Source organism: Arthrobacter sp. SLBN-112, assembly GCF_006715225.1.
GTDB lineage: Bacteria > Actinomycetota > Actinomycetes > Actinomycetales > Micrococcaceae > Arthrobacter.
On record NZ_VFMU01000001.1, the window covers coordinates 2,256,514 to 2,272,688 of the forward strand.

Below are 16,175 nucleotides of genomic sequence, written 5' to 3' on the forward strand. Positions count from 1 at the left end.
GTGCGCATTTAGCGCAAGTGGCTTTGCGTGAAACGCGCAGGTGGCATTGTTAGGAAAGCCGCCCTCCCGCCGTCGTCCGTCGAATCCCGCAGACCGGACCCGCAGAGGAAGCCGCTACGTCGTGGGCCGTCCGAATAGACGCGCGTCACGGCCCCGGTGTAAAGGTGGATGGGTAGATGCCGACATCAACTTCTATTTCGACCCCGTCTGCCCGTTCGCCTGGATGACCAGCAAATGGGTCCGCCAGGTGCAGGCGCGGCGCGAGTACACCGTGGACTGGCGGTTCATTTCGTTGCGCCAGATCAATGCCAACGTGGACTACGACGCGCAATTCCCGCCGGAGTACGAGGCCGGACACACCGCAGGGCTCCGGCTTCTGCGGGTCGCGGCGCGGGCACGGGCGGAGCACGGCCGCGAGTCGATCGCCAGGTTGTACGAGGCGTTCGGGACCTACATCTTCGAAGCAGCCCCGGACCCTGCAGAGCCGCGCACCGAGGGCGAGGTGCGTGAGCGGCGGGGGACCCGTGAATTCGTGGAACCGATCCTCGCCCAGGCCGGGCTGCCCCTGGCGCTGGCGGACGCCCTCGACGACGACTCCCGGGACCGTGAGATCCGGCAGGAGACGGATGAGGCGCTGGCGCTGACGGGAAAGGACGTAGGCACGCCCATCATCCACTTCGAGCCGCCGGCCGGAGTGGCCTTCTTCGGGCCGGTGATCAGCCGGCTGCCGGACGAACAGGAGGCCGGAGAGCTGTGGGACCACGTGGTGGGGCTGGCGCGGTTCCCTGGTTTCGCGGAGCTCAAGCGAAGCCTGCGTGAGCGGCCGCAACTGCCTGCCCTCGGGGTCACCTCCGGTGCGGTGGGTCAGCAGGAGGACTGGCACGGTGGCAGCCGGCGGCAGAAGAAGTGACCGTCTGTAAGGATGGACCCATGAACCAGGGCAGCATCCGCCAACACCAGGAATCCGTCACGGTCGAAGCACCGGCCGAGACGCTCTACGACTTGGTCTCCGACATCACCCGGACCGGTGAGTGGAGTCCGGTGTGTACATCGTGTTGGTGGGACGACGAGGACACCGCCGGCCAAGTCGGCGCCTGGTTCACCGGGCGCAACGAGCTCCCGCACCGGACCTGGGAAACCCGATCCCAGGTGGTGGCGGCCGAGCGCGGCCGCGAGTTCGCCTGGGTGGTGGGCGGCAAGTTTGTCCGCTGGGGCTTCACCCTCACGCCGTCAGACTCAGGCACCATCCTCAGCGAGTCCTGGGAATTCCTGCCGGACGGGATATCGATGTTCGGGGAGAAGTACGGTGCTGAGGCTGATGCGCAGATCGCCGACCGCACCCGGCAGGCGCTGGACGGCATTCCGAAAACGCTCGCCGCGATCAAGCGGATCGCTGAGGGACAAGAGCAGACCCGCAAAGGGTGATGCCGCAGGCGGGATGAGGGTGGCCGTTACTTCAGCTGTGTTCGCAATGTCGATGGTTTCGCCGTGCTTCACCCGCTCGAGAGTGTTGCTGCCCTGGTGCCCGCCACCGTCACTTCCGGCCCCACCCCCAATCCCCCCTTCTTCAGGATTCACAGCGTCCCGCCCTTGACAGCCGGTCCGGCCCGTTAGGAGGATCAAGGTGCCGGCGTGCGTGACTGTTCCACGTACGCCGACCTGCGGTTCTGCTGCTGAAAGGGGAAATGGGATGCGGCCGGCACTCCCTGGTGAAAAACCCTTCCGGCGCGTGGCCGCAGTTTCCGCTGCCTTGCTGGTGCTCCTTGCCACGGCCTGCACGCCAAAACCGCCGGAGCCGCCTCCCGCTCCTGAAGTCCATATCGCCGCAGTGGGCGACATGAACCCCGCCGACAACGTTGACCCCGAAACCCCGGCCGGCAGGAACGCCACGGTGATCGCCAAACTCGTGGAGGACAACGAGATTGACGCGTTCCTGGGGCTGGGGGACTTCCAGTACGAGACCGGCTACTGCGACGGCTACGTGAACACGTGGACCAAGTTGTGGGGCGGCACCATGCCCAAGCTGTACTGGGTGTCCGGGCCCAACCACGACTGGGAGCCCGGCCGCAACGAAGACCTGGCGAAGTTCATGAACGGCCAATGCAAAGGGTCCACGGAGAAAGCTGCCATCAACCAGGAGCGCGGCTTCATCCCGAACGGGGAGCCGTACTCCAAGGACTTCGGGAACTGGCACTTCGCGTTCCTGTCGTCCGCGTTGTGGCGGTACGACGAAAAGAAGGCTTCGGATGCCACCAAGTGGCTGGACAAGGACCTTGCCGCCGCCCAAAAGGCGGGCAAGAACCTGGCGGTGGTCTACCACGAGCCGTACTTCACCTCCGATACCGAGGAGCATGGGCGCGCTGATTACCAGAAGCCGTGGATCGACGTGATGTGGAAGTACCGGGTCCGGCTGACCCTGTCCGGGTCGCAGCACAACTACGAACGGTCCTGCCCGGTAAACAACGCGGACAAGTGCGTCGATGACGGGATGACGGCGTTCCAGGTTTCCACCGGAGGCATCGATCTGCGCCCGTTCACCAGCAAGCCGAAGTACATCGCCAAGCGGTTCAGCGACACCCGCGGCTTCCTCCGGCTGACACTGCACGGCGACGGGTCCTTCGACTGGAACTTCGTGCCCACCACCGGGTCCAACACTGACTCGGGCAAACGCTCCGCGCCATAGGGCCCGCGCGTAAACGACCAGTCAGTAGGCCCTCAAAGCTCCAGCCGGAACACCCACAGCAGCACATCCTCGCCCGGCACGTACCAGTCCCGCTCCGGCGCGCGGCGGAATCCCAGCGACCGGTACAGCGCGTGCGCCCGCTCCATGAACGTGGCGCTGGTGATGCTGATCGCCCCGATGCCCGGCAACTGGCGGGCGTGCTCCACGATCCCGCGGACCACGGCCCGGCCCACCCCGCCGCCCTGGTGCCGCGGATCCACCGCCAGCATCCGGAACTCCATCTCCCCGTCCTGCGCGATCTCGCTGTACGGCTGCCCGGCGAACGTCAGCGTCACCGCCGCCACCACCTTCCCGGCGGCCTCCGCCACCCACAACTGCGCATGGGCGGCGCGGTGCTCCACGTCCGCCAGCACGCCCATGTAGGGATGGTCGGCGGCGAAGTGCCCGGCGCGCAGGTACGCGTCGCGGGTGATGCGCCGGACCTCGGGAAAGTCCGACGGCGCCGCCCGCCGCAGTGCCACGCTCACCGGGCGTCCAGGGCCGGGGCAGTCCGCTCCACGTAGTGGCCCAGGCGTGCCAAATCGGGCTGGGAGGAAGGATCGCCGACGGCAGCGGCACCCACCGCGTTGGCAACAGCAAGCGCCGACGGGAGGTCCATCCCCGTCCGCAGGGCCAGGACCAGGGCCGCGCAGAACGCATCCCCGGCGCCGATGGTGTTCACCACGTTGACGGCCGGCGCGGGCGCCTCCGCCACCTTCCGGCCATGCTCAAAGATGGCGGAGCCCTCGCCTCCGTAGGTCACCGCCACCAACTTGGCCGAGGCCAGGGCCGGGATCAGCGCGTACTCGCTCTCGTTCACGATCACCAGGTCGCAGCGCTCAAGCAGTTCCGTCGGCAGATCCATGGCCGGCGCGGCGTTCAGCACAAAGAAGCCCTTCGCCTTCCGGGCGGCCTCCAGCACCACGGGTAGCCCGACCTCCAGCTGGCACAGCACGGTCTCGTCCGGGCCGAGCTCCACGCCGTCGAGCGAGAGGTGGGAGTTGGCGCCCGGGCACACCACAATCTGGTTCTCGCCCTCGGCATCCACCACGATCAGGGCCGTCCCGGTGGCCGCCGGCAGGACAGCAACGTCGGCGGTATCCACACCGGCCGAAGCCAGCGCGTCCAGCATGCCCTGGCCGTGTGCGTCGTCGCCCACCGCTCCGATCATTCGGACACGGCCGCCCAGCCGCGCCGCGGCCGCCGCCTGGTTCGCGCCTTTCCCGCCCGGCTGCCGGGACAGCAGGGCCCCGCCAATGGTTTCGCCGGCCGTGGGAAGCCGCCCTGCGGTGGCGATCAGGTCCAGGTTGATGCTGCCGACCACGGTGACGGCAGGAAGTCGATTGCTCATGGGAAGACTCTCTGAAGGGGGAGGGCCGGAAGCGGCCGGATTGAAAAATAGTGTAGCGCACGGTTGTACTTGTGAGTCATACATGGTTGTATAACAACTCGAATCGCCGCTCCTAAGACCGGGATTCGCTCCCACCCCGTTCGAACAAAGGAGTTTGATGTGAACGCCCCAACCCCCGCCTCGGCCGCACCTCCCGCCCAGGCCGCTGCCGCCGTCGTCCTCCCTGACGACGCCGCCAAGCTCTCCGGCCGCCGCGCCGCCCTACTGATCTCCACGCTGCTGCTGGGCGTGTTGTCCTTCCAGCTCAACGCGAGCATGGTCACCCCGGCCCTGCCGCAGATCGCCGCCGACTTCGGCCGCGGCGCCGAAAGCACCGCCCCCGTCCAGTCCATGTTCTTCCTGGCCGGCGCCATTGCCGGCCCCGTGATCGGCCGGTGGAGCGACTTCATTGGCCGCCGCGCCGCGCTGCTGCTGGTCCTGGGCATCATGGGCGCCGGCACCATCATCTGCATCACCGCACCCACGCTGGAACTGCTCATCGCCGGCCGGTTCCTGCAGGGCGTCTCCAGCGCCGTCTTCGCGCTCGCCTACATCGTCCTCAGCGAGAACCTGCAGGCCAAGGTGTTCGGCACCTCCGTGGGCATCATCGCCGCCATCAACGGCGGCATCGGGGGAGTGGACGGCTGGGTGGGCGGGCTCCTGGCCGAGACCCTGGGCTTCCGGTCCATCTTCGTCGTCGTCCTGGTCCTGACCGTGATTGCCGCAGCCTGCATCCTCCGCACCGTGCCGGCCGGACGCCCGCAGGGGGTCCGCGGCGCCATGGACTGGTGGGGCGCCGGCTCCCTCTCGCTGTTCCTGGTGTTCATCACCTACTTCGTCTCCGACGGGTCCGCTGCCGGCTGGACCTCGCCCACCGCCCTGGCACTGCTGGCCGGCACCATCGCCTCCTTCACCGCGTTCTGGTTGATCGAGAAGCGGCGCAGCCACCCGCTCATCGCCGTGCACCACCTCCGCTCCCGCCAGGTGTGGCCGGTCATCACCACCACTGTCCTCACCCTCGCCGGCATCTTTGCCATCATCAACTTCACCGTGGTGCTGCTCAGCCAGGACCACGACGGCGGCTTCGGCCTTTCCGCCTCCGTCTCGGCGCTGCTGTTCCTCACCCCCGCCGCGCTGATCGGCGTCTTCGCGGCACCGCTGGCCGGTTGGCTGGCCGACCGGCGCGGCTGGATCAAGACGCTCCGCATCGGCACCGGCATGAGTCTGGCCTGCGCCATCGCCGCCGCCATGTTCTCCACCAGCCAGCTTGCGGTACTGATCGCCGTCGCGGCCCTGGGCATCTTCTACAACGGCCTGTTCCTCACCGCCATCAACGGCCTCTCGGTGCTGCTCTCACCCAAGGAAGCCCCGGCCGCCCTGCCCGGCATCAACGGTGCCTCGTTCGGCATCGGGGCGAGCCTCGGCGTCGTCCTCGTGGCACCTTTCGCCGCCCAGGCCACCGCGGCCGGGTACGCCACCGCCCTCTGGATCTCCGTGGGCATCACGGCCGCCGCGTTCATCGTCAGCCTCTTCGTCGCCGCCCCCAAGGGCGAGACCCTCTAACCCCTTTTACTGTAGGAGAACCACCATGACCACGCCCTTCCCGATCTACCTGGACTGCGATACAGGGATCGACGACGCCCTCGCCCTGGCCTACCTGCTGGCCTCTCCTTTTGCCTGCGTGAAGGGCATCGGGACCGTCAGCGGCAATGTCAGTGCCGCCGTCGGGGCCCGCAACACCCTGGACCTGCTGGAACTGGCCGGCTCCGCGCACATCCCTGTGGCGCTGGGGGCGCACCATCCGGTGGCCGGTTCGTTTGGCGGCGGGGCGCCGTGGGTGCACGGGGAAAACGGGATCGGGGAGGTTGCGTTGGCCCCTGCCGCCGCATCTCTGGCGGGGGAGTCCGCGGCGGAGATGCTGGTGCGGCTGGCCCGGCTCTACCGGGGGACGCTGCGCGTGGTGGCCATCGGGCCGCTGACCAACCTCGCCGAGGCCTTGCGGCTGGAACCGGCACTGCCGTCGCTGGTGGACACCGTCACCGTGATGGGCGGGGCCGCGCTGGCGCCGGGAAACATCACGCCGGTGGCGGAGGCCAACATCCACAACGACCCCGAGGCCGCCGCCCTGGTGCTGGCAGCGGACTGGGACGTGACCCTGGTGCCGCTGGACGTGACCATGGCGTCGGTGCTGGAGGAGGGCCACCGGCAGGCGTTGCTGGCCTCTTCTTCGCCTGTAGCGCAGGTGCTGGGGGAGATGCTGGGCTACTACTTCCGCTTCTACGAGGGCATCTACGGCCGGCCCTGCTCCGCCATGCACGACCCCCTGGCGGCGGCGCTCGCCGTGGGTGCCGTGACACCGGCTCTGGCACCCGTGGTGCGGGCCGCCGTCGACACCTCCGACGGGCTGGGCCGCGGCCAGACCGTCTGCGACATGCGCGGACTCTATGCGGGCTACCCGCCCGTGAAGGGCGCCCGCTGCCGGGTGGTGCTCTCGCTGGAAGAGGACTTCGCCCCGCACCTGGTGGAGACGCTGCTCGCCTTCTTTGAAGGCGCCGGTTCCACGGAAGGCACGACGCCGGCACTCGCCTCAGCAGGTTCGCCCGCGTGACTTGCGGATACCTGCCGTTGGGCCCTATGCAGGTGTTACGCATGGGGCGGAAGATAACGGAATGAAAAGAACAGTTCTGGCAGGTCTCGCAGCGGTCGTGATGGCACTCGGCGCCGTCACGGCCGCTGTGCCAGGCAACGCTGCCGCTCCTTCCTCGCCCGCTCCTTCCTCGCCCGCATCTTCGTCTCCCGTACCCGGACAGATCATGGTCAAGTTCCATGACAACGCCGCGGCCTCGGGTGTCCTCGGCCGGCACGGCCTCAACGATGGCCCGGCCATCGGCAGCACCGGCGCGCACCTGATCACGGTGCCGGCCGGCAAGGAGCTCCAACTCATTGAGGCGTTGAGCCACAGTCCGGCGGTGGAGTACGCCGAACCGGATGAACTCGTCACGGCTACCTCAAATGACGAGTACTTCCCCCGCCAATACGCCCTGCAAAACGTGGGCCAGGACTTTACGAACACGGCCGGCACCAAAACCGTGGCCGCGGGCACTGATAACGCTGACGTGGACGCCGTCGAAGCCTGGACCGTGACCACCGGCGACCGGACACGGGTTGCCATCATCGATTCCGGCGTCGCCATCAACCACCCGGACATCTCGTCGAAGGTTGTTGAACGGGCCAACTTCAGCGGCAAAACCATCGTTGTGGATGAGGACTACGACAGGTACGGCCACGGCACCCACGTGGCCGGCATCGTTGCCGCCGCCCGGGACAACGCCATTGGCGTTGCCGGTGTGTGCCCGGACTGCACCATCCTGGACGCCAAGGTACTCAACGACAGCGGGTCCGGCTCCAGCTCCGGCATTGCCAACGGCATCAACTGGGCCGTTGAGAGGGGCGCGAAGGTGATCAACATGAGCCTCGGGCTGCGCGTTTCCTCACGGACCCTCGAAGCCGCGGTCAACAACGCCTGGAATGCGGGGGTGGTGATTGTTGCCGCTGCCGGCAACGGCGGTACGCAGGCCCAGGTCTATCCGGGCGCGTACGCCAACGTCATCGCGGTCGCCGCCACGGACAACAATGATGTGAAGGCATCGTTCTCCACCTACGGAAAATGGGTGGATGTCGCCGCGCCGGGCGTGGGCGTTTACTCGACTTTCCCCACCTACCCGTTCACCCTGGGAGGCCAGAACGGCCGGTCCACGGGCTATGACATAGAGACCGGGACGTCCATGGCTTCACCGATCGTCGCCGCGACTGCCGCGCTTGTGTGGAGCACAGCGGCCGGGACGTCCAACATAGACGTTCGCAAAAAGATCGAATCTACGGCCAACCCGATCAAGGGCACGGGCAGCTATTGGGCACATGGCCGGGTGGACGCCTGCAGGGCGGTGGGCTGCACAAAGTAACGCGGCCTTCGCCTAGGACTGCAGGGACTGCATCACCGACAGGTGCCCGGCGCGCGCCGAGACCAGGCACTTGGCCAGGTAGAACGGCCGGTTGGCGTGCCGGACGAACTGCGTCAGCACCAGGACCGGGTCCGACGGGCGCAGGTCCAGCAGCTTCGCGCGGCTGGGGCCCACCTGGCTGAGGCTGATCTGGCACTCGCCCGGCCCGGCCAGCCTGCCCAGCTGGTTGTTGAGGGTGGCAAGCAAGGTGGCGCCGCCGTCGTCGTTAATCTCAAGCGGCGCGGCGGCACCCTTGCCGATGCTGACCGGCTGGGCGGTGACGTTTTCCTGCAGGTGCGCAATGGCCTCGCCGTCGCGGATCAGGACGGATTCCCACAGCCAGCAGTCCGTGCCGGGGTCGATGCCGATGCCAGGGGCGACGAACTCGGAGGCGGCCTGCCGCACCACCTGGGTGCGCTTGACCTCCAGCGTCTGCCCGGGGCCGCCCAGGACCTCTTCGAAGGGGCGGATCCGTTCGATGCCGATGCGGGGGAGCGTGTCCGAGACGAACCGGCCCACGCCGCGGCGCGCGCGGATGAGTCCGTCCTCCTCGAGGAGCATGAGGGCTTCGCGGACCACGGTGCGGCTGACCTTCATGTCGGCGCCGAGTTCGGTCTCCGTGGGGATCATGGACCCGGGCGTCAGGAGGCCGTTGCGGATGGCCTCCGCGATCCGGGAGTACACGGCGACGCGCAATGGCGAGCCGGGCTGGGCGGCCACCGGCTGGGACAGGAACCGGGCGGCGTCCTGGTGCACGTTATGCCTCGCTTGTTTGTAATAGGCCTCGGGGGATTCCAGCCTAATGCAGGGTCTGATGTGTTTGTTGGACAAGGAGTACTGGCTGGCACGGGAAGTGCTACGGCTGGTGCAGGCCGGCCGTCATCGCAGCCAAATCCGCCATGGCATGAACAGCGTCCGGATTTGAAAGCCCGTTGTCATGGCAGAGGGAACGCCAGGTCCAGAACGAAACCGCGTGCGCTACGACGGCGCGCAGGCGTGCGCTGCCTGGGTCCGGGAAGGCCTCAAGGAGCTGGTCGCGGAAGAACCTATCGCGCTTTTGGAGGTCCGTGCGGTGCCTCTCGGGAAGGGCGGCCCAATCCCCGTAGATGCGCCTGAGCATAGGCTCGCCGTCACGATAGAACCGGTACAGGTCCGTCAGTCCGGCGTGAAGCCGTTCCAGGGGGTCCGTCAGTTCGGACCATGTGGCAGGGTCCGGCAGCTGCTGTTGGGAAAGCCAATGCGAGGAGCAGGCGGAGAACAGCGCCTCGTCGTCGGCGAAATGGCGGTAGACCGTCAGGCGCGTGACGCCGGCCTGTTCGGCAACGCCGGAAATGGTGGTCCGGGCGGGACCGACTGATCCATGCAGGGCTACTGCCGCGTCCACGATCCGCTGACGCGTTGTGTCCACCTGCTCGGCACGCTTGTTCATCTGGTACTTGCGGGCTTTGGTTGAACGCCCCTGTTCACTCAACTATTGACACTGGTCCTCAGTCGGCGGAATAATTCGATATACACCATTGTATATCGAATTGGAAAGGATGAATGCCATGAGCGCTGAGGAGGCTCCACGGCTTACGGTCGTGCAGCCTGGGGAAGGACGCCAGGGCAGTCTCGGAAGCATCGGGGTTGTCTTCAAACTGTTCGGCGAACACACCAATGAGCAGATCTCCATCGTGGAACACCCGTTTCCCGTGGGAGCCCTGGTTCCGCCGCACATGCACAGCCGTGAGGATGAGTATTCGATCATCCTGGAAGGCGAGATCGGCTTCCGTTCCGGTGAACGTGAGGCAGTACTGGGCGCCGGGGGCTACATCACCAAGCCGCGCGGCGAACTGCACACCATGTGGAACGCGGGCAAAGTGCCGGCACGCATGATTGAAATAATCAGCCCGGCCGGATTCGAGCATTTCTTTTGGGGGCTGGCCGACCAGCTGGAAGCCGGGGGACCGCCGGATCCTGAGGCCATCGGCAAACTGGCAGCCGGGTATGGCCTCCAGTTCGGCGAGGCGCCCTGGCTGCCCGGCATCATCGCCCGGTACGGGCTGACGCCCCCAATGGGCTGACGGGAAGCGTCATGGGCCTCCAGGCTCCACCTCAGCGAAGCCGGCTGCCGTTTGCAGGAACCGCCCGGAGGCCGGGGGCGCCGTTGGCCGGCATGGCCGCCGTCGTACTTCTGCTGCATCTCGTGGGCTGGGGCGTGCTGGTACTGGGTGTTGTGCCGCAGAACCTCACGCTCGGCTCGAATGGAGCCTTCGGGCTGGGGATCGGATTAGGTGCTTACCTGCTCGGCATGCGCCACGCCTTCGACGTGGACCATATCGCCGCCATCGACTGCACCACCCGCAAGCTCATGGGTGAAGGCCTTCGGCCAGTCTCCGTCGGCTTCTGGTTCTCGCTGGGCCACTCCAGCATCGTATTTGGCCTGTGCCTGCTGCTGGCGGCGGGAGCCCGCCTCCTGGGAGGCCAACTGGGCGACGACGCCTCCAGTTGGCGCGACCTTCTGGGAACAGTAGGCGCTACTATCTCGGGATTGTTCCTGTATCTCCTGGCGTTCCTCAATCTTGTGCTGCTGATCCGCGCCGGTTCAGGCTTCCGCCGCCTTGGGGGAGGCGAGCCTGAAGCAAGGGTGCCCGCCGTGGCCTCCAGCCTCCTGGTCCGCTTGCTGCAGCCGGTCATGCGGAGCATCAGTCGGCCCTGGCAGACCTATGTGGTGGGGCTCCTGTTCGGCCTGGGATTCGATACCGCCGCCGAGGTGGCGCTGCTTGTTGTGGCGGGCGGAGCCGCAGCGGTGGAGCTTCCCTGGTACGCCGTCCTCACGTTGCCCGTCCTCTTCGCCGCGGGGATGAGCCTGCTGGACAGCCTGGACGGATGGTTCATGAATGCCGCCTACGGCTGGGCCTTTTCGCACCCGCGGCGGAGACTGCTGTACAACCTCGTCCTGACCGGGTTCTCAGCCGCAGTGGCCCTGGGCGTCGGCACAGTGGAACTGCTGTCCGTCGTCAGACCGGATAGGGGCGCAGCTTCCGGCGCGTTGGGGGCCATCGGCAGCATTGATCTGGCGGGCGTTGGCTATGCCTTGGTTGGCGTGTTTGTTCTCGCCTGGCTGGCCGCGGTCTGCATCGCGAGGGTGCGGCGCGGGGCCAGCCTGCTGCCCGGCCGGAGGTCAGCGGTCAGGGCGCCCCTCACTGGTTCTACAGCGTCTGGGGAATCGGGCGTCCCGGGAAGAGCGTTGCGTACTGTTTCCGGTACATGCGCCGCCCCACCAGCCGGTAGGCGAGCCGGACCGGGGGAGGGATCTCGTTGAACAGCTCCTTGCGGTCCGCCGGCGGGTTCGAGGCCAGCACCATGCCGAGGTAGCCCACCAGGAATTTCTTGTCGAGCTCCTGGATCCCGTGCTGTCCGGCTTCCTTCATTTCCTGTTCGGACATGACCCGGTCCGCGACGGGCATCATCTCGGTGACCTCCCGGCGCAGATGCGTGTTGAGGACCCGGGCCAGGTCCTCGTAGCGGGCGGCAAGATCGGCCGCCGACTCTTCGTCCGCCGTCCGCATCCAGCGCAGCCGCACCGGTTCGATTGCCCCAAGCCTGAGGGTGACCTGCCGGTGCTGTTCGAGCATCTGCCCTATGTGCAGGGCGCAAGCCGGTGCCCGTTCCTTCAGCTGCGGGTACATCAGCAGGTCCTCGCCGTCGTGGTGGATGTGCAGCACCTTGTCGAAGTTCCCCAGCACTTCCCCCACGTACGCGGCGCGCGCGGTGTCACCCGCCGCGGCGGAACGCACCAGTCCCGGCGCTTCCCCGTAAGCCCAGAGGAAGAAGCGGTGGATGCGCCGCATACCAGCCGTGCCGCCGCACAGGATAGGCCCTGCCGGCAGGGGAGGGGCAGTCTCACCGGGCTGCATGGTGAAGAAGTCGGTCATGTCCTGGCCCCTGTCGTCGAGCAGTGAGACGAAGGACCTCTCCCCGGCAGCATCGTAGCCCCGGGCCCGGAGGCGCACAATGGCCGGGAGAAAGGTCGACGGCGGGACCCGCCGTCGACCTTCATCCCGGAAGTATCACGCCCGCGCCTGCAGCCCCGGCACGCCGTCGCGGATCTCGAAGGAAGCCTTCGTGGCCACCGGTGCGCCCGGCGTCGTGACGTGGTCCAGCACCCGGAAGTCGGCTGTCAGCGCGTCCCTGGTGATCCGGGTGTTCACATAGCCGCGGTTGTCGTTGTAGAACTTCAGGTGCGGGTTCCAGGCCATGGTGGTGTCCGTGGTGGATCCCGTGCCGTCGCCGGTGGAGGTGATGGACGTGCACACCAGTTCCGAGCCCACCACGGGGGAGGCAGGGTCCTTGTAGTCCACCTTCACGTCGTTGGCCCAGTGCCGGTGCACATCCCCGGTGAGGACGACGGCGTTGCGCACCTTCGCGTCGACCCAGCCCTGGGTGATGCGGCGGCGGGAGGCCGCATAGCCGTCCCAGCCGTCCATGGAGACGTCGTCGATCTCCGGGGCCTTGTCCCGGTCACGCTCCGCGAAGAAGACCTGCTGGCCCAGGATGTCCCACCGCTGGGTGGAGTTCCGGAACCCGTCCAGCAGCCACTTCTCCTGCTCCGCGCCCGTGATGGTCCGGTCCTCCGCGAGCCGCTCCGCCACGTTCTTCTTCCAGCCGTCCCCGGCCAGCTGGTCATCGCGGTACTGGCGCGTATCCATCATGTGGAAGTTGGCCAGCTGGCCCCACTGGATCCGCCGGTAGATCTTCATGTCCGGCCCGGCAGGCAGCGACGACGGGCGCAGCGGCATGTTCTCGTAGTACGCCTGGAACGCGGCGGCCCGGCGCTGCCGGAAGTGCTCCACGCTGTCGTTCAGCTGCCCGGCGTCGTTGTTCTCCGGGACGTCGTCCGCCCAGTTGTTGTCCACCTCGTGGTCGTCCCAGACCACCGCCCAGGGTGCGGACGCGTGCGCGGCCTGCAGGTCGGCGTCGGCCTTGTACTGCGCGTGCCGCTGCCGGTAGGTCTGCAGCGTGACGGTCTCCGGGCCCTCGTGGTCGCGCGGGTTGCCGCCGCCGATCACGTAGCTGTCCTTCTTGTACTCGTAGAGGTAGTCACCCAGGTGCAGCACCAGGTCCGGGTGGTCCTCCGCCAGGCGCCGGTAGGCGGTGAAGTAGCCGTGCTCGTACTGCGCGCAGCTGGCGAACGCCATGGCCAGCGCGGCCGGCGTCTCGTGCGGCGCCGGGCTGGTCAGCGTGCGGCCCACCGGGCTGACATGCTTTCCAGTGCGGAACCGGTAGAAGTACTCGCGTCCGGGCCTCAGGCCGCGCAGCTCCACGTGCACCGAGTGCGCGGTTTCAATCCGGGCATGCTCCACGCCGCGGGCTACTACGGTGCGCATGGTGGCGTCCTCGGCCACCTCCCACTGCACGGCTACCGGGCGCGACGGCATGCCGCCCAGTCCGTCCTCCGCTACCGGGTTCAGGGCCAGGCGGGTCCAGAGGACGAAGCCGTCCGGCCACGGCTCGCCCGACGCGATGCCGAGCATGAAGGGATCGGTGCGGAGACCGGCGTCGTCAGCAGTGGAAACGGCAACGGCGGCAGCTGGCAGTGCGGCGACGAGGCCGGCTCCGAGGCCGGCGGAGATGAGGGTCCTGCGGGAGATGTTGTCCATGACGCCCACGCTAGGTCCGGCTGTTGGACAGGTGCCGAGGGGGATGTGAATGGCCGGTTAACGGCGTGACAAGGATTGTCGATTGCGCCCGAAGGTGCGTCAGCTTCACAGCGCAGGCCTTTGGCCTCTGGCCCGCCCCCGGACTGGCGCGCAGAGTGAATCCAAGCCCATCCAGCCAGGGAAAGAAGACGCCATGCCCCGCATCTCAGTCATCACCGGATCGGCCTCCGGCATTGGCAAGGCTACGAAGGAACTGCTCGAGCAGCGTGGCGAGCGTGTCATCGGCGTCGATGTCCACGACGCCGAAGTGGTGGCGGATCTCTCCGCGGCTGAAGGACGCAGCGCCTTGGTGGATGCGGTGCGGAAGGTCAGCGGCGGTAGGATCGACGCCATCTACGCCGTGGCCGGCCTTGCCGTCCCGGGTCCCCCCACCGTTTCGGTGAACTTCTTCGGGGCGCTCGCAACGCTCGAAGGGCTTCGCCCCCTGCTCGCCGGCTCGGACGCGCCGCGGGCCGTCGTGGTCTCATCGATGGCAGCTCTTATGGCCAGCGATGAGGAACTCGTTGCGCTGCTGACCGCCGGGGACGAACAGCCGGCAATGGCCCGCGCCGAAGTGCTGGCGAAGGAGCCGGCCACCGGCGGGCTCATCTACTGTTCCACGAAGCTTGCACTGTCCCGGTGGGTCCGCCGCCACGCCGCTGCAGCAGAATGGGCAGGAGCCGGGATCCCATTGAATGCGGTGTCGCCCGGCGTCATTGCCACCCCCATGACGGCCGACCTGATCGTCACAGAGGAAGCACGGAAGTCACTGCTGGAAGTGGTTCCGATGCCGCTGAACGGCATCGCCGAACCCATTGTTGTGGCCCGCTTGCTGGCGTGGCTGAACAGCGTGGAGAACACGCACTTGTGCGGCCAGATCGTTTATGTCGACGGCGGCAGCGACGTTGTGCTGCGCGGCGATTCGGTCTGGTGAGGGGCCAGTTCTGACGGGGCTGGCTGGATCAACGGCTGGGTCGGGCTCAGGCGCCGGAGGACGCCCGGAAGGCCAGGTACCGCGGATCGGTCCGCCCAACCAGCCGGCCCAATGCCTCCACAGCCTGCGAATCAAAGGCGCCCATATCGGTGGAGAGCCACCGGACCAGCAGCCCGGCATCCCCGCTGGCCCGCACGGCCGATCCCACGGCCAGATCCAGCTGGTCCCGCAGCAGCTGAACGGCCAGTGCACCGGACCTGCTGAGCAGGGGAGCGGTGTACGCTTCCAGCGCGTCCGCCACCAGGCCGTCGCGCAGCAGCCGCAGCACCCGCCCCGAATCGGAAGCACCGGCCAGCCCCGCGGCGAGCCGGTACGGATTCGATTCCACGGCCCCGCCCAGCATCGACCGAACCCGGAACATCTCGGTTCGGATGGCCTGCGGCGTGCCCGCGTCGCCGTGCAGCTCATAGGCCAGCTCCTCCGCGGACCAACCCTGGGACCGGGAACCCAGCAGCGCCAGGATCTCGGCCCGGCGCAGCGTCAGCGGTGCGCGGCTGCCATCGGCAAACACCGCCGCAGGCTTGTCGCCCAGCAGTTCCAGTGACTCCACAGCAGCAGCCTGCCCGGCAACAGTCTGTGCAGGACGCCGGGACGCACGCACTGAAGCCGAGGCACCCAAGGAAGTGCCGGCGTCGGACGTTCCCAGCAAAGCCTCCGCCACACGGACGGCGCAGCGCACCATCCTCAGGGTGTCCGCGCTGAGCGTATCCAGCGGCCCGGACACGTCCAGCACGCCCAGCACCCGTCCCGTGGCCGGATCCGTGATGGGCGCCGCGGTGCAGGCCCACTCGTGGTGGGTCCGGACCAGGTGCTCGGCGGAGAACAGTTGTACGGCGCCGCCGGTGACCAGGGCCTCGCTGATGGCGTTGGTGCCGATTCCGGCCTCGGACCAGTCCGCGCCCTCCAGGAATTCCAGCTGGTCGGCCCGCCGCAGGACCGCCGGGCTGCCCACCCGCCACAGGATCTCGCCGCTGGCATCGGTGAGCACCAGCAGGTGGCGGCCGGAACGGGAATCGTCGGCCAGGAGATCGTGCAGGGCCGGCATCACGTGCTGCAGCCGGTGGTCCCGCCGCAGCTGCAGCACCTCGGACGGCTCGTGCAGGTGCCGCGGGCTGTGCTGGTCCGGGCTGATGCCCAGCGCCATGGACCGGTGCCACGAATCCACCAGGCTGGTGGGGATTTCGGGCCGCGGCACACCGGAAATGACCAGCTCATGCGCCCGCCGCAGCGTCCGCGCATACCGTGCGGGGTCCGAAAACCGCAGGCCCTGGTCCACTGTTCCTCCTCAGGCCCGGCACCTTTGCCGATCCGTGTAACGCCGTTGTTACCCCCGCAGGGTTCCACTAGTGATGCAGCTCACGCCCGCCCCAGCATATCGCAGGGCCGT

16 protein-coding genes are annotated in these 16,175 nt (G+C 67.7%); 9 read left to right on the top strand and 7 right to left on the bottom strand.

The features are described from left to right. The first annotated feature begins 121 nt into the window (after positions 1-121). From FBY33_RS10530 to FBY33_RS10545, 3 genes are all read left to right on the top strand, one after another. Positions 122-910, top strand: coding sequence for a DsbA family protein (locus FBY33_RS10530; RefSeq protein ID WP_142030513.1), 789 nt, complete (start codon positions 122-124; stop codon positions 908-910). Positions 911-930: 20 nt separating this feature from the next. Continuing rightward, positions 931-1,425, top strand: a complete 495-nt coding sequence (locus FBY33_RS10535; RefSeq protein WP_142030514.1) for an SRPBCC family protein — start codon at positions 931-933, stop codon at positions 1,423-1,425. A gap of 304 nt (positions 1,426-1,729) precedes the next feature. Next, entirely contained in the window at positions 1,730-2,683 is a 954-nt protein-coding gene (locus tag FBY33_RS10545; RefSeq protein WP_235010533.1) for a hypothetical protein, read from the top strand. Positions 2,684-2,715: 32 nt separating this feature from the next. On the opposite strand, the gene FBY33_RS10550 is transcribed toward FBY33_RS10545, so the two are convergent. Continuing rightward, on the bottom strand, positions 2,716-3,210 hold the full coding sequence (locus FBY33_RS10550) for a GNAT family N-acetyltransferase (RefSeq protein WP_142030516.1): 495 nt from the start codon (positions 3,208-3,210) through the stop codon (positions 2,716-2,718). Then, positions 3,207-4,073, bottom strand: coding sequence for a ribokinase (locus FBY33_RS10555; protein ID WP_142030517.1), 867 nt, complete (start codon positions 4,071-4,073; stop codon positions 3,207-3,209). The genes FBY33_RS10550 and FBY33_RS10555 overlap by 4 nt, the downstream gene beginning before the upstream one ends. A gap of 159 nt (positions 4,074-4,232) precedes the next feature. Here FBY33_RS10555 and FBY33_RS10560 point away from each other — a divergent pair, with 159 nt between their 5' ends. The 3 genes from FBY33_RS10560 to FBY33_RS10570 all read left to right on the top strand — a co-directional run bounded on the left by FBY33_RS10560 (position 4,233) and on the right by FBY33_RS10570 (position 8,074). Further along, positions 4,233-5,675, top strand: a complete 1,443-nt coding sequence (locus FBY33_RS10560) for an MFS transporter (RefSeq protein ID WP_142030518.1) — start codon at positions 4,233-4,235, stop codon at positions 5,673-5,675. Positions 5,676-5,700: 25 nt separating this feature from the next. After that, complete coding sequence (locus FBY33_RS10565) at positions 5,701-6,720, top strand: nucleoside hydrolase (RefSeq protein WP_142030519.1); 1,020 nt, start codon at positions 5,701-5,703, stop codon at positions 6,718-6,720. Between the two features lie 61 nt (positions 6,721-6,781). Continuing rightward, positions 6,782-8,074, top strand: a complete 1,293-nt coding sequence (locus FBY33_RS10570; RefSeq protein ID WP_142030520.1) for a S8 family serine peptidase — start codon at positions 6,782-6,784, stop codon at positions 8,072-8,074. Positions 8,075-8,086: 12 nt separating this feature from the next. Here the strand turns inward: FBY33_RS10570 and FBY33_RS10575 are convergent, their stop codons facing one another. Next, on the bottom strand, positions 8,087-8,869 hold the full coding sequence (locus tag FBY33_RS10575) for a GntR family transcriptional regulator (RefSeq protein WP_142030521.1): 783 nt from the start codon (positions 8,867-8,869) through the stop codon (positions 8,087-8,089). A 100-nt stretch (positions 8,870-8,969) separates the two neighbouring features. After that, positions 8,970-9,584: a TetR/AcrR family transcriptional regulator gene (locus FBY33_RS10580; RefSeq protein ID WP_142030522.1), complete on the bottom strand. Its 615-nt coding sequence runs from the start codon at positions 9,582-9,584 to the stop codon at positions 8,970-8,972. A gap of 76 nt (positions 9,585-9,660) precedes the next feature. On the opposite strand from FBY33_RS10580, the gene FBY33_RS10585 reads away from it, so the two are divergent. Together FBY33_RS10585 and FBY33_RS10590 are read left to right on the top strand one after the other, a co-directional pair. Beyond that, complete coding sequence (locus tag FBY33_RS10585) at positions 9,661-10,176, top strand: cupin domain-containing protein (RefSeq protein ID WP_142030523.1); 516 nt, start codon at positions 9,661-9,663, stop codon at positions 10,174-10,176. Between the two features lie 92 nt (positions 10,177-10,268). Continuing rightward, entirely contained in the window at positions 10,269-11,417 is a 1,149-nt protein-coding gene (locus tag FBY33_RS10590; protein ID WP_142030524.1) for a HoxN/HupN/NixA family nickel/cobalt transporter, read from the top strand. Here the strand turns inward: FBY33_RS10590 and FBY33_RS10595 are convergent. Both FBY33_RS10595 and FBY33_RS10600 read right to left on the bottom strand, forming a co-directional pair. Beyond that, entirely contained in the window at positions 11,305-12,108 is an 804-nt protein-coding gene (locus FBY33_RS10595) for a hemerythrin domain-containing protein (protein WP_235010534.1), read from the bottom strand. The two genes, FBY33_RS10590 and FBY33_RS10595, sit on opposite strands and share 113 nt — an antisense overlap. 57 nt (positions 12,109-12,165) lie before the next feature. Next, a complete protein-coding gene (locus FBY33_RS10600; RefSeq protein WP_142030525.1) occupies positions 12,166-13,755 on the bottom strand; it encodes an alkaline phosphatase D family protein in 1,590 nt (529 codons plus the stop codon). Positions 13,756-13,948: 193 nt separating this feature from the next. Between FBY33_RS10600 and FBY33_RS10605 the strand changes: the two genes are divergently transcribed. After that, a complete protein-coding gene (locus FBY33_RS10605) occupies positions 13,949-14,728 on the top strand; it encodes an SDR family oxidoreductase (protein WP_142030526.1) in 780 nt (259 codons plus the stop codon). 46 nt (positions 14,729-14,774) lie between these two features. Here FBY33_RS10605 and FBY33_RS10610 read toward each other — a convergent pair whose 3' ends face one another. Next, positions 14,775-16,064 carry a GAF domain-containing protein gene (locus tag FBY33_RS10610; RefSeq protein WP_142030527.1) on the bottom strand — a complete coding sequence of 430 codons (1,290 nt, stop codon included), beginning with the start codon at positions 16,062-16,064 and terminating at the stop codon, positions 14,775-14,777. Between the last annotated feature and the right edge of the window lie 111 nt (positions 16,065-16,175).

Excerpts from the sequence above, each read along its gene's own strand:
- FBY33_RS10535 (WP_142030514.1), top strand. The coding sequence starts at position 931 with ATGAACCAGGGCAGCATCCGCCAACACCAGGAATCCGTCACGGTCGAA.
- FBY33_RS10555 (WP_142030517.1), bottom strand. The coding sequence starts at position 4,073 with ATGAGCAATCGACTTCCTGCCGTCACCGTGGTCGGCAGCATCAACCTG.
- FBY33_RS10565 (WP_142030519.1), top strand. The coding sequence starts at position 5,701 with ATGACCACGCCCTTCCCGATCTACCTGGACTGCGATACAGGGATCGAC.
- FBY33_RS10570 (WP_142030520.1), top strand. The coding sequence starts at position 6,782 with ATGAAAAGAACAGTTCTGGCAGGTCTCGCAGCGGTCGTGATGGCACTC.
- FBY33_RS10585 (WP_142030523.1), top strand. The coding sequence starts at position 9,661 with ATGAGCGCTGAGGAGGCTCCACGGCTTACGGTCGTGCAGCCTGGGGAA.
- FBY33_RS10590 (WP_142030524.1), top strand. The coding sequence starts at position 10,269 with ATGGCCGCCGTCGTACTTCTGCTGCATCTCGTGGGCTGGGGCGTGCTG.
- FBY33_RS10600 (WP_142030525.1), bottom strand. The coding sequence starts at position 13,755 with ATGGACAACATCTCCCGCAGGACCCTCATCTCCGCCGGCCTCGGAGCC.
- FBY33_RS10605 (WP_142030526.1), top strand. The coding sequence starts at position 13,949 with ATGCCCCGCATCTCAGTCATCACCGGATCGGCCTCCGGCATTGGCAAG.